15 protein-coding genes are annotated in these 14,678 nt (G+C 68.0%); 2 read left to right on the top strand and 13 right to left on the bottom strand.

Annotated features, from left to right (window positions below; all coding sequences use genetic code 11):
* The first annotated feature begins 4 nt into the window (after positions 1–4).
* On the top strand, positions 5–277 hold the full coding sequence (locus Amac_RS00965; protein WP_218040808.1) for a hypothetical protein: 273 nt from the start codon (positions 5–7) through the stop codon (positions 275–277).
* A gap of 70 nt (positions 278–347) precedes the next feature.
* On the top strand, positions 348–704 hold the full coding sequence (locus Amac_RS57800; RefSeq protein ID WP_218040827.1) for a PIN domain-containing protein: 357 nt from the start codon (positions 348–350) through the stop codon (positions 702–704).
* Between the two features lie 995 nt (positions 705–1,699).
* Here Amac_RS57800 and Amac_RS00955 read toward each other — a convergent pair.
* The 13 genes from Amac_RS00955 to Amac_RS00895 are packed head-to-tail and all read right to left on the bottom strand — an operon-like array spanning position 1,700 to position 14,243.
* Entirely contained in the window at positions 1,700–2,422 is a 723-nt protein-coding gene (locus Amac_RS00955) for an aldehyde dehydrogenase family protein (RefSeq protein ID WP_155352334.1), read from the bottom strand.
* Between the two features lie 44 nt (positions 2,423–2,466).
* Positions 2,467–3,897: an aldehyde dehydrogenase family protein gene (locus Amac_RS00950; RefSeq protein WP_155352333.1), complete on the bottom strand. Its 1,431-nt coding sequence runs from the start codon at positions 3,895–3,897 to the stop codon at positions 2,467–2,469.
* Positions 3,894–4,781: an NAD(P)-dependent oxidoreductase gene (locus tag Amac_RS00945; protein WP_155352332.1), complete on the bottom strand. Its 888-nt coding sequence runs from the start codon at positions 4,779–4,781 to the stop codon at positions 3,894–3,896. The genes Amac_RS00950 and Amac_RS00945 overlap by 4 nt, the downstream gene beginning before the upstream one ends.
* Positions 4,778–5,161, bottom strand: coding sequence for a 4-carboxymuconolactone decarboxylase (gene pcaC / locus Amac_RS00940; protein WP_155352331.1), 384 nt, complete (start codon positions 5,159–5,161; stop codon positions 4,778–4,780). The genes Amac_RS00945 and pcaC overlap by 4 nt, the downstream gene beginning before the upstream one ends.
* 26 nt (positions 5,162–5,187) lie before the next feature.
* A complete protein-coding gene (locus tag Amac_RS00935) occupies positions 5,188–6,099 on the bottom strand; it encodes an MBL fold metallo-hydrolase (protein ID WP_155352330.1) in 912 nt (303 codons plus the stop codon).
* A complete protein-coding gene (locus tag Amac_RS00930; protein ID WP_155352329.1) occupies positions 6,093–7,253 on the bottom strand; it encodes an FAD-dependent oxidoreductase in 1,161 nt (386 codons plus the stop codon). Before Amac_RS00930 ends, Amac_RS00935 begins: the two co-directional genes overlap by 7 nt.
* A gap of 26 nt (positions 7,254–7,279) precedes the next feature.
* Positions 7,280–7,807: a YbhB/YbcL family Raf kinase inhibitor-like protein gene (locus Amac_RS00925; RefSeq protein ID WP_155352328.1), complete on the bottom strand. Its 528-nt coding sequence runs from the start codon at positions 7,805–7,807 to the stop codon at positions 7,280–7,282.
* Entirely contained in the window at positions 7,804–8,550 is a 747-nt protein-coding gene (locus tag Amac_RS00920) for a cupin domain-containing protein (protein WP_155352327.1), read from the bottom strand. Before Amac_RS00920 ends, Amac_RS00925 begins: the two co-directional genes overlap by 4 nt.
* Positions 8,547–9,446, bottom strand: a complete 900-nt coding sequence (locus Amac_RS00915) for an amidohydrolase family protein (protein WP_155352326.1) — start codon at positions 9,444–9,446, stop codon at positions 8,547–8,549. Before Amac_RS00915 ends, Amac_RS00920 begins: the two co-directional genes overlap by 4 nt.
* Before the next feature lie 5 nt (positions 9,447–9,451).
* Positions 9,452–10,552, bottom strand: a complete 1,101-nt coding sequence (locus Amac_RS00910; RefSeq protein WP_155352325.1) for an ABC transporter permease — start codon at positions 10,550–10,552, stop codon at positions 9,452–9,454.
* A gap of 1 nt (position 10,553) precedes the next feature.
* Complete coding sequence (locus Amac_RS00905; protein WP_155352324.1) at positions 10,554–11,654, bottom strand: ABC transporter permease; 1,101 nt, start codon at positions 11,652–11,654, stop codon at positions 10,554–10,556.
* Positions 11,645–13,189, bottom strand: coding sequence for an ABC transporter ATP-binding protein (locus tag Amac_RS00900; RefSeq protein WP_155352323.1), 1,545 nt, complete (start codon positions 13,187–13,189; stop codon positions 11,645–11,647). Before Amac_RS00900 ends, Amac_RS00905 begins: the two co-directional genes overlap by 10 nt.
* A gap of 10 nt (positions 13,190–13,199) precedes the next feature.
* Complete coding sequence (locus Amac_RS00895; protein WP_170322245.1) at positions 13,200–14,243, bottom strand: BMP family lipoprotein; 1,044 nt, start codon at positions 14,241–14,243, stop codon at positions 13,200–13,202.
* Between the last annotated feature and the right edge of the window lie 435 nt (positions 14,244–14,678).

Genomic DNA, 14,678 nt, shown 5'->3' with positions numbered 1-14,678 from the left:
GACGATGAGCGCAACGTACGGCATGTCGCCTCCTGTTCGTTCGGATGACGCGCACCCGTTGCGGACGATCCGAGAGATCCGCGCGTCCTTGCCCGGCGACCAGCTCGTCCACTTCGACGCCGAACTCGCCGAGACCGACATTTCCGAGCTGGAATCGATGCTCACCCGCTGGGCCACGCTCGCCAACGACGGCTTCGAGGAGTTCCTCCTCTCGGCTCCGTTCGAGGACCTGGATTTCGGGGGCCGCTCCTACGATGAGCGACCGGAGAGCGAGTGATCTACCTCCTCGACACCAACGTGGTAGCCGAGCTCACGACCAGGCCGAAACCTGATCCGAACGTCATCGCCTGTTCGGAGCGATCCCCACGCCGAATCTTTACCTGAGCGTCCTCACCGTCGCCGAGATCGAAGCAGGTGTCGCAGCCGTCGCTGATCCTCAGCGCAAGGCGCGGTACGGCCAGGCGCTGGCCCAGATCCGGATCGACTATCAGGGCCGGATCGCCCTGATCGGCGAGCGGGAGGCAGGGGCGTACCTGGCCATCCATAAGACGCTCAAGAGCGCCGGGACAAGCATCGACCCGCCCGACGCCCTGATCGGCGCGACCGCCGTGGCCAACAACTGGACGCTGGCCACCCGCAACACCAAACATCTGGCCCGAACAGGTGCCCGCATGGAGAATCCGTGGGAGGAACGTTCGGCGTAGAAATTCAGGGTCAAGGGCGCGCTTAATCCGTAGGTTCAGGGTTCGAATCCCTGGCACCCCACCACCTTTGACCCCATTTGACCGGCGATTCCTCCCGGTTTGGGGCCTCCGCGCCGAGGTGAAATCACAAGTGGTTGCTCGGTGGTTGCTCATGGGCGCGGTATGGGCATCACCATGATCGCTAAGGGCCTCCCGTACCAAGTTAGATTCACCCGACGACCACGAGAACACACTGGAAAGCGGCCTCGAGGGGCCTCGATCTTTCCGAACGGTCACTGCACCGGTCAAGCCTCGGCCAATCGAAGTCCAAACAAAGATCACCGGACTGACGAGTGTCAATGCTCCCGCGCATGTCAGGCTGCGAACGTTCGTCAAATGGGAGGGGGCGGGCTGCACGGCAAAGACAGATACCAGCCGTACAGACACCCCTCTCCTCCTGGACGAGTAATCCTACCGCGCTGTTTGTGCTCCATTCCGCCGAGGTAGACTCCACAAAAAGGGATTACTGCAAGATTCGTCCCCATGTTGAGATATCTAGCTACCTCGCCGATGACACAATGGAATTACACGGCGACGAACCGCCGGTGGTCGGCTGCGACACCTCCCCTCGACTGAGCGTGCACAAGGCGAGGGCCTGCCTAATGCAAACGCCTGCGTGGGAGCCGCAGTCCGGCTCCCACGCAGGCTCCTCTAAACTTGTCGGACGAGAACGAGAGTTTCCGTGGACTTCGCCACTGACCTTCCCTGGCCATTCTGTCTTACCTGGTGCGATGACATAGACGTGACGACCTTAGTATCCCCGCTTCGGGCGGTCCCAACGGATGACGATGAGGAAGGGCATGCCGCGATCGTCGCGCCTCCCGTAACGGCTGGACGGAGATCCTCGAACTAACGGCATCCGGATTCTCCTTGACCGCCCAGATAATCGCGCTGAGTCAGAATTCTCGACGAGTGCTCACCGTGTTCTGGGATATCGATGGGAATAATTCGGTCACCTATGCGGTAGGCGGCCGGATCCTCGTCCGCTTCAGGCCCGTGATGTTCGAGCCTATAACGGCGATGTTCAATGTGAACGACCCCTCGCATCGCCAGGCCAGCAGCGCGATGGAGATCGGCGTCTGCTTGGCGGGCTTGATGACGACGGTGCAGCCGGTCGCCAGGGCCGGCGCCAGCTTCTTGATCGCCATGAGCAAGGGCAGGTTCCAGGGCACGATCGCGCCGACGACACCGACAGGTTCTTTGAGCGTGTACGCGTGGAAGCGGCCACCGGAAGCGGCCGGGTAGGAGATGGGGATGGTGTCACCCGTGATCTTCGTTGGCCAGCCGGCGTAGTAGCGCAGGACGTCGACCGAGAACGGGACGTCGAAGAATCTCATCTCGTTGATCGGCTTGCCGCTGTCGATCGAGTCGAGCATCGACAGCCGTTCGGCGTTCTGCTCAACGAGGTCGGCCAGCTTCCAGATCAGCTTCCCTCGTGCCTGCGGTGTCATCGAGCGCCACGGCCCGCCCGGCGCGAACGCGGCGCGTGCCGCCGCCACCGCGCGATCGACGTCCGCCGCGTCACCGGCCGGCACCTCGACGATCACCCGCCCGTCGGCCGGGTCGTACACCGGGAATGTCTTGCCACTGATCGCGCCGACCCATTCGCCGCCGATGAGCATCTTCCGCGCCAGCTCGATGTCGTCGTGAACGGTGGGGGCGAACTGCCCGTCGGTCATGTCTGTGCCTTCCTCATGGAGCGCCGGATGGGGGGACCGCGGGCCTATCGGCCCGTCAGGCGCATGCTGATGCTCTTGATGTGGGAGTAGTGGTTGAGGGCTTCGATGCCCTTCTCACGCCCGTAGCCGCTGTGCTTGTGGCCGCCGAAAGGCATCTGCACCGACTGGGTCGACCACGAGTTGATGTACACCTGTCCGGCTTCGATCGACTCCGCCACCCGGATGGCCCGGGACATGTCCGAGGTGAACACGCCGCCCACGAGACCGAAGTCCGAATCGTTGGCCAGGGCGACCGCCTCGTCCTCCGTCTCGAACGGGATGATGACGACGACCGGGCCGAAGATCTCCTCGCGGGCGATGCGCATGTCGTTGGTCACGCCGGAGTAGACGGTGGGCTCGACGTAGAACCCTGCGGCGAGCTCGGAGTCGAGGGGCACCCCGCCGCCGACCTCCGCGACGGCGCCCTCCTCGGCCGCGATCCGGAAGTACCTCTGCACGGTCTCCCACTGTCCGCGGGTGATCATTGGGCCCACCTCGTGGCCTGGGCGCAGCTTCCTGGTAGCGGCCACCACGGCCGCGGTGAACCGCTCCTGGATCTCGCGCTGGACGAGCAGGCGTGTGCCCGAGGAGCAGACTTGACCGGCGTTGGTGGTGAACGCCCGTACCGCCTCGGACGCGGCGAACTCCAGGTCGGCGTCGGCGAAGACGATGTTCGCCGACTTGCCGCCGAGTTCCAGGGTCAGCGGGAGAATGCGATCGGCGGCGATACGGCCGATCTCCTGCCCGACCGGCACCGAACCCGTGAACGCGACCTTGCGCACCAGCGGGTGCCGCACGATCGCGGTGCCCACCTCGCTGCCCTGGCCGAGCACCACGTTGAACACTCCCGGCGGCAGCCCCTCTTCACTGCCGATCCGCGCCAGGGCGACGGTGGTGCGTGAGGTCGACTCCGCGGGTTTGGCCACGATGGTGTTGCCGGCGGCCAGCGCGGGTGCGCAGGCGCGGGCCGCCTGGTTGAGCGGCAGGTTCCAGGGGGTGATCACGCCCACCACGCCTAGCGGTTCCCGCAGCGTGTACACGTGCAGGTTCGGCTGGATGTCGAGGACCTCACCGACCGGCAGGTTGACCAGGGCGGCGTAGAACTCGAAATACTCGGCGGCGCCGCGGATCTCGGCCGTCGACAGGGCGAGGGGCTTGCCGGTGTCGGCGCTCTCCATCGCGGCGAGTTCGTCGAGGTCGGCCAGCAGCCGGCGGCTGATGGCCGCGAGGACGCGGCCGCGGTCGAGCGAGTTCGTGTGCCGCCAGCCTTTGGCGGCACCGTGCGCGGCTCGTACGGCGAGGTCCACGTCGGCGGCGGTGCCCAGGCTCACCTCGGCTCCCGGGCCGCCGGTCGACGGGTTGGTGCCGGCACGCGTGGCGCCACCGGCGGACGGCACCGCCTTGCCGTCGATCCAGTGCAGCAGCGGTGCGCTCATCGTGTGGACCCCGCCTCGCTCAGCAGCGTGTACATCTCGGTGTGGTCGGTCTGCGGTGGCGCGGTGCCCGCGATGCGCCGCCACTGGCGTGCCACCCCGTCGGCGATCTCGGCGGGCCGGCTCAGCGCCCGCGCCAGATCGACCGCGATGTCCACGTCCTTGGACATCAGCCGCAGCGAGAAACCGGAGTCGAAGCTGCCGCTCGTCATGAACTGGGACACCTTGTTCTCGCTGGTGTTGCTCCGGCCCGACGAGCTGTTGAGTACGTGCGTCATCGTTTCCGGCGAGATGCCGAAGGACTCGCCCAGGGCCAGCGCCTCGACGGTGATCGAGATGGTGGCCGCCGAGACCAGGTTGTTCAGCGCCTTCGCCGCGTGACCCGATCCGATCTCGCCGACGGGGACGATGGTGCGGGCCATGGCCCGCAGCAACGGGGTCGCCCGCGCCAATTCGTCCTGGGGCCCGCCAACGAGGGCGGAGAGCGTCCCCGCCTTGGCGCCTCGGACACCGCCGGACACCGGCGCGTCCAGCATGGAGAGACCTCTGGCGTGCAGGCGTGCGGCGAGTGCTCGGGTACGCAGCGGTTCGGAGGAGCTCATGTCGATGACGAGACACCCGGGCGGGAGGGCGTCGGCCACCCCGTCTCGCTCGAGCACTTCCTCCACGGTCGCCGAGTTCGGCAGCATGAGGATCAGGGCTTGAACCACCGCGAACGCCTCGGGCCCGGCCGCCGCCTCCGCCACCGGATTTCCGGCGACGAAGGCGTCCACCGCGGCGGATGCCGCGTCCATAACCGTCAGCCGGTAGCCGCCGTCAGCGAGGTGCCCCGCCATCGGCGCTCCCATGTTCCCGAGGCCGATGAAGCCAACGCGGTCAATGCTCACCGCTCGTCGTCCATCGCCTCGAAGACCTCCGCGGCCAGGCGGAAAGCCTCCAGCGCCGCCGGTCCGCCGCAGTAGAAGGCGCTCTGCATCAGCACCTCCTTGATCTTCTCGCGTGACACGCCGTTGTTGAGGGCGCCGCGCACGTGCGCCTTGAACTCGTGGGAGCGGTTGAGCGCGGTGATCATGGCCAGGTTGATGAGGCTGCGTTCCTGCCGGCTGAGTCCCGGCCGGTTCCACAGGTCGCCCCAGCAGTACTGGGTGACGTATTCCTGGATGTCGCGGGTGAAGTCGGTCGCCGCCGCGAGGGAGGCGTCGACGTGGGCGTCGCCGAGCACCTGGCGTCGTACGGCGAGCCCGGCGTCGTAGAGGTCCTTGTTCATGGTTGCTCCTGGTGGAGAGTTGACGATCAGATTCGGGCGAAGTCGGCCCAGTCGCGGATGACAAAGGCGTCGGTACCGCTGTGATCCACCCGGCAGGCCGAGCCGCCGCCGAAGTGCCCGGGGAAGACGAGCAGGTCTCGGTCCGCCGCCTCGGCGAGCAGCCGACGGCGGGTGGCTCGCGCCATGGCCGGGTCCTCGCAGAAGCAGCTGTTGACGTCGGGAGAGATGATCTGCACCGGTGAGTGGAGAATGTCGCCCACGAAGAGCGCGCCCGCCCCTTTCGAGTCCAGCCGCAGGACGGCGGAGCCCGGCGTGTGACCCGGAGCCTCCTGCAGGACGAGTTCCGAGTTGATGCGGTGCTCGCCGTTCCACAGGTCGATCAGTCCGGCCCGGCGCACCGGCAGGACGCTGTCCTCGAAGACGTTCTGGTTGCCGTCGCCGGGCGGCCGGGGCATACGAATGGGATCCCAGTAGAGGAAATCCGGCTCAGGTATCAGGTATCGGGCGTTGGGGAACGTGGGCACCCAGTCGCGCCCGGCCAGCCGGGTGTTCCAGCCGACATGATCGACGTGCAGATGCGTGTTGATCACGATGTCGACGTCCTCCGGCGTCACTCCGGCCGCTCGGAGATTCTCCAGATACGCGGTGTTGTGATGCGCGTACACAGGCGCGTACGGACGTTCCTTGCCGTTGCCGGCACCGGTGTCGACGAGGATCACCGTCCCCTGGCTGCGGATGAGCCAGGTGTGCAGCACCGAACGCAGGGTGCCGCTCGCCGCGTCGTAGAAGCCGGGGTCGAGCCAGCTCGCGTTGCCGTCCCAGTAGCCGGGGTCGCTGTCGGGGAAGAGGAACGACGGCGTGGCCGGGCTGGGACCCGCGTACTCCTGGACGCGGGTGATCTCGACATCGCCGAGGACGACGGGCGGGCAGGTCACCATGACCGGTTCGCCTCGGGCACCGGGTAGAGCGCCTCCAGCTCCGGCGAGACGGCGGCCGAGACGAAATTCGCCGTCTCCAGCAGCTCCGGAGTGAAGCCGTTCCCCCTGGCCAGCGTGCGGGTCTCGGCCATGTAGCCGCTGCGCGACTGCGCGCCGTCGGTCATCGGGCGTTCGCGCCGCTCCCACTCGGCGAGGGCCTGGCCGATGTCGTCGTACTGATCGAGGGCGTGGGCCAGGTCGACGGCGTTGACGATCCCCACGCTGGCTCCCTGGCCCAGGGCGGGGCACATGGAGTGCGCCGAGTCGCCCACGAGCACCGCGCGCCCGCTCGACCACGGGGTGACGCGGGTGGTCTGGTAGCTGTCGTGCCGCCCGCCCTCGGCCTTGCCGGCGAGCTCGACGATCGGCGCCAGCTGCGGAAAGCGCTCCGACCACACCTCGACGTCGATCGGGATCCGCGAGGCGCGCTCGTTGCTCGTCTCCGCCATCATCCCGAGGTAGATCGTCTCCGGCCCGGTGGAGATGAACAGGATGCGCATCGCGTCCGGCCCCAGTGTCCAGAAGTCGACCACGCGGTCCCACTGCTCGCCGCGGAACTCCTCCGGGCGCGGTATCAGCACCCGGCACACGCCGTCGGAGTACTTCTTGCGCTCCTGAGCCAGGCCGCCGAGAGAGTTGCGGACCGCTGACCCGGCGCCGTCGGCGCCGATCACGAGATCCGCTTCCAGCCTGCCGCCGTCCTCCATGATCAGCACGCCGGCCGGGTCGGCGCCGACGGCCCGCGATCCGGTGACGATTTCGACGCCCGCGGCCCGGGCGGCGTCGGCCAGCAGGGCGTGCAGCTTCGGCCGGGTGATCGCCCAGTACGGGTAGCCGGGCAGCTCGGCCGAGACCGAGACGCCGTCCAGGTTCGTCTCGTAGTAATGCGGCCGCACGCCGTTGTCGCGGATGGCCTCGGCGACGCCGATGACCTCGAGGGCGAGCATCGCGTTGCGCCACAGCAGGATGCCGGCTCCGAAGTCGCGAACCTCGTCGTTCTGCTCGTGCAGGCGAACGCTCCAGCCTCGCCGCGCCAGCGCGATGCTCACGGTCAGGCCGGCGAAACCGGCCCCGGCGACCTCGGCGTGACGGGTCGGCTTCCGTGGTGTTGTCATGTCAGTGCCTCCCGGGGCTGAGACGTTCAGTCGACTGCTTCTGCCCAGACGGTCAGGCTGCCGCGAGCCAGAGTATGAAAGTGCAGGTTGAAGCCGAGCACGACAGGAGTCAGGTCGGCGTCGATGTCCAGATGGGGTACGTCGACCGCGTGGACGATGAAGACGTAGCGGTGACGGCCGGACCCGGGCGGCGGGTTGGGCCCAATGTACTGGCGCATTCGTAGATCGTTCGGAAGCGTCAGCGATCCGGCGGGCAGCGACCCGCCGAGGGCCCCCGCTCCGGTCGGCAACGACGTCACCTCGGCGGGGATGTTGGCCACCGCCCAGTGCATGAAACCGACTCCGGTCGGCGCGTCAGGGTCGTAGCAGTTGACCGCGAAGCTCTTCGTCTCCGCCGGGAACCCGCTCCAGGTCAGGTGGGGTGAGGTGTTGGCGCCGCCGATCTGCGGATCGCGGAAGATCAGCGGCATCTCCGCTCCGTGGCGAAGGTCATCGCTGCGCACGTCGAGCGCCGGTGCGGGAGTGACTGCGGCGTAGGGATCGTCGTTGATCATGCGGTGTCCTGTCGGGGTGTGCTGTGGACGTAAACCTTGCGAATGGTGCGGCGGATGTCCCAGGTGCCCGCCCAGCCGTGGGGAAGCGCGAGTACGCTGCCCGCGGTCAGCTCGTGCGACGTGCCGTCCTGGTCGGTGATCGTGGCCTCGCCGGAGATGACGTACATGAACGATCCGCGCTTGTCCTTGACCCGCGGATACACGCCGGGCTCGCACTCCCAGACGGAGCAGCAGCCGTCCGGTCCGTCGAAGATCACGGCCTCCTTCGCCGTGCGCGCGCCGGTGGTCACCGGCTGCATCGGCACCTCGTCCGGCAGCGGCCCGTCGAGCACCTGAGCGGCGGGCATGAACGCGGACGGGACGACGTCCTCCGGCAGCGGAGGAGCCGGGCTGGTGTGGAGATAGACCTTGCGGATCGTCTCCCGGATGTGCCACGTGCCCACCCAGCCGAACGGCAGCACCAGCACGCTGCCCGCGGTCAGCTCGTGCGACGTGCCGTCCTGGTCGGTGATCGTGGCCTCGCCGGAGATGATGTACATGAACGATCCGCGCTTGTCCTTGACCCGGGGAAACACCCCCGCGTCGCAGGCCCAGACCGCGAAGAAGCCGTCAGGGCCGTCGAAAAGCGTCTTCTCGTACGCGAAGGGCACTCCGTCGATGATCGGCTCCATCGACGCCTCTTCGGGAAGCGGTCCTGCCAGCACCTGCTCGGCATCGAGAAAGACGGACGGATTCACGGTCATGGTTGTGTTCCTCTGCGGGCGGAAGGGACGAGCTCGGGTTCGGCGGGGTCGGGAATCCCGAGCAGTTCGAAGGAGGGGCGGTGCATGATCGCGTGCAGCTCCTCCTCGGTGATGGGCGTGTGGGCGATGTGCTGCATGCGAGAGACGATGCGCGTCAGCGCGGCGGCAGCGCTCTCGGCTGAGACCATCGGCGAGTCGCTGCCGAAGAGGACCTTCTTGAGCACGCCGTACTCCTTGGCCGCAGACAGCGCGGTGGCCAGGACCGTCGGCCGGTTCGCGATCGCGGAGGTGTCGGCGTACACATTGGGGTTGCGCCGCATGACGATCGCCGTCTCGTGCACCCACGGGTGACCCATGTGGGCGATGACCATGCGCAGTTCGGGGAACGCGATCGCGACGTCGTCCAACAGCAACGGGTTGGCGTCGACGAGCCGGCCGGCGTTGGCGAAGATCGCCCCCTGGTGGATCATCACGGGCAGGCCGAGCCGCTCGGCGGCCGAGAAGACCCGCATGGTCAGCGGGTTCAGCGGCGAAGTGCCCTGATAGATCGGGCCGAGTTTGATGCCGCACAATCCCAGGTCTGCGTGACACCGCTCGATCTCGTCCACCGCGTCGTGTCGCGTGGGGTCCACCGACATGAATCCCACGGTCTGGCCGCCGACTTCGCGCACGAAAGCGGCCACGGCGTCGTTCGGAACCATGATTCCCGACGCCTGCGCCTGCAGTCCGAACACGATGGTCCGCTCGGCGGGGGCAACCTGCCGCCAGTACGACTCGACGGTCACACGGTCAATGGAGTCCGCGGCCAGGCGGGTGGAGACGCGACCGAGGCCGTCGGTCCACGGTGATCGCTGATGGTCCGGGATCCAGAAGTGCGTGTGTACATCGGTGATCATGGCCGCTAGACCTCACTTCGCAGATATGGAACCGCCAGTGCCGTGGGGGCCTTGTGCCGCCGCTTCCCCTCGGTGCCGAGAGCGACCAGCGCCAGGAGGTAGGGCATCGCGAGCCACAGGGGCACCGGCAACGTGATGGACGGGGGAACGATGACGAGGGCGAGGAGGATGGCGACTGACGCGAGCCCCGCGACCTCGATGCCGGTGAGCCGCCCGGAGGCGAGACGCGCGGCGCCCGCGCCGCGCCGCATCCGGCCGAGCACCATCACGAGCACGACGAGGATCATCACGGCCACCCACACCTCACGGGGGATGACACCGATGGCCTGCAGCCTGAGCTGGGTGGCGTCGGCGACCGCGAAGATCGTCGCCGCGATCCCCAGCCCCGCCAGCCGCCAGCCGCCGAACAGCACCGCGGCGATGGCGAGGTAGCCCCGGCCGCCGGACATGCCCTCGCGGAACACCCCGACGTCGCCGATGGACAGATAGGCGCCGGCCGCCCCGGCGCAGAGGCCGGAGAAGAGCACGGCGGCCCATCGCATAGCGCGGATGCCGACTCCGGCCGCGTCGGCCGAAACCGGGCTTTCGCCCACCGCCTTGAGGTTGATGCCCCAGGTGGTACGGCCGAGAGCGAACGCGACCAGGATGATCAGGATCGCCGTGGCATAGATGAACGCGTCCTGGTCGAACATGGCCGGGCCGATCACCGGAATGTCACTCAACACGGGGATCTCGAGCCGGGGCAGCGGATCGAAGGTCCGCGCCGGGACAAGGAACCGTTCGTTGAGGAACGCGGTGAGGCCGTAGCCGAGCAGGGTCAGCGCGATGCCCGACACGATCTGGTCGACCTTCGCCTCGATCGAGAGCAGGGCCATGACGGCGGCGAACAGCAGGCCGGCGATCATGCCTCCGACGAACCCGAGGACGAGCGAACCGGTCTCCCACATCACGAGGTAACCCCCGAACGCGCCGGTCAGCATGACGCCTTCCAGCCCCACGTTCAGCACGCCGGCGCGTTCGGAGACGAGCTCCCCGGTGGCGGCGAGCAGGATCGGCGCGGCGATCGTGACCGCCGAGACGAGAAACGCGACATCGAAGATCCCCATGTCACACCTCCTCGGTGCCCACGAGCGCAAGGCTCTTCGCAGCGGCGGCCGGTTGGGGCGCCGGCGCCTGTTCCCTGCGTCGTCTGGCCAGAACGGCGGCCAGCAGCACGAGCACGATCACCGCGCCCTGCAACACTTCGGCCAATGACGACGGGACGTCCAGGGTGGCCTGCAACGCCGTTCCTCCGACGTTCAACGCCGAGAAGACGACGGCCGTGAGGATCGCGAAGACCGGCGAGTTCCCCGCCAGCAGCGCGACGGCGATTCCGTTGAAGCCGACCCCGGCCTCGAAGCCGTCGCTCATCCAGGGAGCGGTCCCGGCGAAGAGCAGGGCCGCTCCGGCCAGGCCGGCGAAGCCTCCGGAGATGAGGATGGCCACCACTCCGCCGCGTTTGGGGTCGATGCCCAACCAGCGAGCCGCCTCTCCGTTGCCGCCGGACGCCCGCAGCCCGAACCCGAAGACGGTCCGCGACAGCAGCAGCACCACGATGACGGCGCAGATCGGCAGCAGCACGACGTCAAAGGACAGGGTCTGACCTGGGATGGCGGGAACGCTGGGCCAGATCGTGGACGGCGGGAAGTTCGCCGTCTGGGGCTCCTGGCTCGCTGTGCCCTGCAGGGGGCCGCGGACGAGCCAGGCGGCCACCTGGATGGCGACGAGGTTGAGCAGCAGCGAGGAAATGATCTCCAGCACTCCCCGCGACGCCCACAGCCAGGCCGTCAGCCCGGCCCACAGCGCGCCGCCGGCGATTCCGGCGAGAGCGGTCACCAGAACGGCCAGGGCTCCGGGCAGGCCACCGCAGTTCAGGCCGATCGCCGTCGCCGTCGCGCCGCCGGCGATCACCTGCCCCGGGTAGCCGACGTGCAGGCGCCCGGCGCGGGTGGCCACGATCCAGCCCAGCGCGACCAGCAGCAACGGTACGGCCTGGGTGAGGGTCGTCCCGGCGTTCGTCCCGTTGCCGAACGTGCCCTCCCAGAAGGCGGAGAGGGCGTCCACCGGCGCGACTCCGCTCGCGAGCAGGATCAACGAGGCGATCAGCGCCGCGATGACGATCACTCCCACCGTGACCAGCACGCGCGGCAGGTGCTGTCTCATGAGCATGGGGCCTCCTCCGCGGAGGTCATGAGGGCGCCGATACGTGTTCTTGTCGCGTCCTCGGCCTCCACCACGCCCTGGATCCGCCCGTGGGCCAGGACGGCGATCCGGTCGGACAGGGCGAGGATCTCGTCGAGATCCATGGAGATGAGCAGGATCGCTCCGCCCCGGGCCCGGTGCTCGCTGAGCTGCCGGTAGACGAAGTCGGTGGCACGGACGTCGAGGCCGCGCACCGGCTGCACGGCGATGAGCAGCGCCGGGTGGCCGGAGAACTCTCGCGCCAGCACGGCCTTCTGCTGGTTCCCACCGGACAGGCGGCCGATCGGGATCTTCTCCGTGTCGGCCCGGATGTCGAACTCGGCCATCAGCCGCCGCGCCTCGCCGCGTGCGGCGGAGGGGTTCAGGATGCCCCGGCGGCTCAGTGGCGGCCGCCGCAGGGCTCGCATCGTGATGTTCTCCCAGAGGGTCATGCCGGAGACGATCGCGACATGGTGCCGGTCTTCGGGAATGAGGGCGCCGCCGGACTGGTAGAACCGCCTCGGCGTACGATCCTCGAACGGTTTGCCGTCGAGCTCGATCCGGCCGCGGAGCGCCGGCCGGATTCCCATCACCGCCTCGACCAATTCGTTCTGACCGCTGCCCGCCACGCCCGCGATGCCGAGGATCTCTCCGGCGCGGACCTGAAGGTCGATCCCGCTCAGGGCCGGCGGGCTCTTCGGGTCGAGTGGGTCACGCGCCACTCCCAGCCCGCGCACGGTGAGCACGGGCCGGCCCGGGTTGACGTGCGCCCTCGCCGGCCGCTCCATGACCGGGCCGCCCACCATCATCGTCACGAGCTCGTCCGGGGTGACCTCCGTGACGAGCCCGGTGCCGACGACGGCTCCGGCCCGAAGGACGGTGTAGCGGTCGGCGACGGCGAACACTTCCGTGAGTTTGTGGGAGATGAGCACGATGGCGTGCCCCTCCGCGGCCAGCCGTCGCATGAGCGCGGCCAGCTCGTCCCATTCGCCGGGGCTCAACGCGGCGCTCGGCTCGTCGAAGATCAGGATCCGGGCGCCCCGGCAGAGCAGCTTGACGATCTCCAGACGCTGACGCTCTCCGATGGACGCGTCGGCCACCATGCGGTCGGGGTTGATCCGCAGGCCCGTCGTGGCCGCGATCTCTTCCGAGCGCCGGCGTACGTCCGCCGTCGCGTTGCTCCACGGGATGCGCGCCGGGCGCATCGCCAGGTTCTGCAGCTCGGTGAGCGTGGGCACGAGGGTGAAGTGCTGGTGCACCATGCCGATTCCGGCGCGCAGGGCGTGCTCGGGCTTCCTGAACCGGATCGTTTCTCCGTCCATTCGCACCTCGCCCTCGTCGGGCTGGTACAGGCCGGTGACGATGCGCATCAGGGTCGTTTTCCCGGCGCCGTTCTCGCCGAGCAGCGCATGGATCTCGCCGCGGTTGATGTCGAGGTCGACGCGCTCGTTCGCGGTGAAGGCGCCGAAGCGTTTGGTGACACCGCTGAGGCGAAGAGCCGGGGTTTGAGCTCGGTTGGCCATCGCGAGCGGCCTAGCGTTGCGCGTAGGCGTAGGACGGTTTCGGCAGCAGGACGTTGGCCGCCGGGGTGATCTCGTTGCTGATCAGCTGCTTGGTCACCCTGTCGGCGAGCTCCTCCGCCGCGGGCGTCGCCTTGCCCGGGCAGAACTCGAACTTGACCGCGCCCTTGGCCAGGCCATAGCTGATCGCCCCGGCGGGAAGTTTTCCGGCCGCCGCGTCGGTCACCGCGTCCTGCAGGATCGCCGACCAGCTGACCACGCCGGAGCCGACGATGTTCTTGCCCGCCTTACAGTCCAGGCCGAAGACCTGGTAGACGTCCACGGCCGAGGTCGCGGCGTCGGACGCCTGGTAGACGCCCTGGGAGCCGCTGTCCAGGTCGGACAGAATCGAGTCGACGCCGGTCGCGATCATCGCTTCGGCGGCCTGCTTCGCCTTGCCGACATCGTTGTAGTCGCCCGTGTAGGTCTGCGTCACCTTGGCGCCCGACGTGTCGAGCCCGGCGCCTTGAACCATGCCGTAGTACCAGCTGGCGGAGGCCGGAACCTGCAGTCCCGCGATCATCCCGAGCTTCTTCGACCTCGACAGTGCCGACGCGACGGCGCCGACGACGATGGCGTCGTAGCCGACGGCGGCGTCGACCGAGGTCACGTTGTCGGCGAACGACTCGGTGTGCGCCGCGACCAGGATGAACCTGACTTTCGGGTATTTCGGCGCGACGACCTGCACAGCCTTGTTGAGCGACGCCCCGTCGGCCACGACGATCGCGTTGCTGGCGGCCAGCGTCTGCAAGCCCTTGATCTGCTCTTGGGAGTTGGAGACGTTGTCGACGATGGAGGAGAGCTTCAGGTTCTTCTGCGCGGCGATGGCCGCGTTCACTCCGGCCAGGCCGTACTGGGTGAATCCGCTGTCGTTGCGGGGAGCCTGGGAGATGAATCCGATCGACAGCGTCCCACTCTCCGGGTCGGCGCTGTTGTCGGCCGCTGTGGAATTACCGCAGGCGGCGAGTGTGAGGGTCAGGGCGGTGGCGGCTGAGGTGAGGGGGATCCTGGTGCGCATGGTGACCCTTTCCAACGCCCGGTACATCGGGCGAGACATGAGCTAGGTACGGGGGGCACGCTGGTAGAAACTGGTATGTCAGTTTGGGAGTTACCAGCACCATGTGGCCTGTATGGTGTCGTCAGATTTCCATCTACCATACTAGTTGTCAAGACCCCGGCCCTGCCGCGTTGTCCTAGAGCTATCGCGCGAGACACGATGTCACGAAGCGCCTGCAAGCCGAGCGCTTTACCGATCTAACATGTCAGATGCAGGTCGCGCTTGTAACATTCCAGATGTGCAAGAGCGGCGAGGTTGCGGGCGCGACCCGCTGGCCGGCTCAGCCCGAGACGGGACGGTTCTCGGGGTTCGGCCGCGCACGTGGTTGCCGACGGGACCGGCGAAAGTCAATGGAGGCGGCGCGGCTCGCGCCCCCCTCTGGCGGGAGGTGCGAGC

The organism is Acrocarpospora macrocephala, from assembly GCF_009687865.1.
In the GTDB taxonomy this organism is placed as follows: domain Bacteria; phylum Actinomycetota; class Actinomycetes; order Streptosporangiales; family Streptosporangiaceae; genus Acrocarpospora; species Acrocarpospora macrocephala.
Note: the sequence above shows the minus strand (reverse complement) of the source record. Positions and strands in the feature narration are given on the sequence as shown.

Coding starts and splice junctions, on each gene's coding strand:
- Amac_RS00965 (WP_218040808.1), top strand. CDS start 5: ATGAGCGCAACGTACGGCATGTCGCCTCCTGTTCGTTCGGATGACGCG.
- Amac_RS00955 (WP_155352334.1), bottom strand. CDS start 2,422: ATGACCGACGGGCAGTTCGCCCCCACCGTTCACGACGACATCGAGCTG.
- Amac_RS00950 (WP_155352333.1), bottom strand. CDS start 3,897: ATGAGCGCACCGCTGCTGCACTGGATCGACGGCAAGGCGGTGCCGTCC.
- pcaC (WP_155352331.1), bottom strand. CDS start 5,161: ATGAACAAGGACCTCTACGACGCCGGGCTCGCCGTACGACGCCAGGTG.
- Amac_RS00935 (WP_155352330.1), bottom strand. CDS start 6,099: ATGGTGACCTGCCCGCCCGTCGTCCTCGGCGATGTCGAGATCACCCGC.
- Amac_RS00930 (WP_155352329.1), bottom strand. CDS start 7,253: ATGACAACACCACGGAAGCCGACCCGTCACGCCGAGGTCGCCGGGGCC.
- Amac_RS00925 (WP_155352328.1), bottom strand. CDS start 7,807: ATGATCAACGACGATCCCTACGCCGCAGTCACTCCCGCACCGGCGCTC.
- Amac_RS00920 (WP_155352327.1), bottom strand. CDS start 8,550: ATGACCGTGAATCCGTCCGTCTTTCTCGATGCCGAGCAGGTGCTGGCA.
- Amac_RS00915 (WP_155352326.1), bottom strand. CDS start 9,446: ATGATCACCGATGTACACACGCACTTCTGGATCCCGGACCATCAGCGA.
- Amac_RS00910 (WP_155352325.1), bottom strand. CDS start 10,552: ATGGGGATCTTCGATGTCGCGTTTCTCGTCTCGGCGGTCACGATCGCC.
- Amac_RS00905 (WP_155352324.1), bottom strand. CDS start 11,654: ATGCTCATGAGACAGCACCTGCCGCGCGTGCTGGTCACGGTGGGAGTG.
- Amac_RS00900 (WP_155352323.1), bottom strand. CDS start 13,189: ATGGCCAACCGAGCTCAAACCCCGGCTCTTCGCCTCAGCGGTGTCACC.
- Amac_RS00895 (WP_170322245.1), bottom strand. CDS start 14,243: ATGCGCACCAGGATCCCCCTCACCTCAGCCGCCACCGCCCTGACCCTC.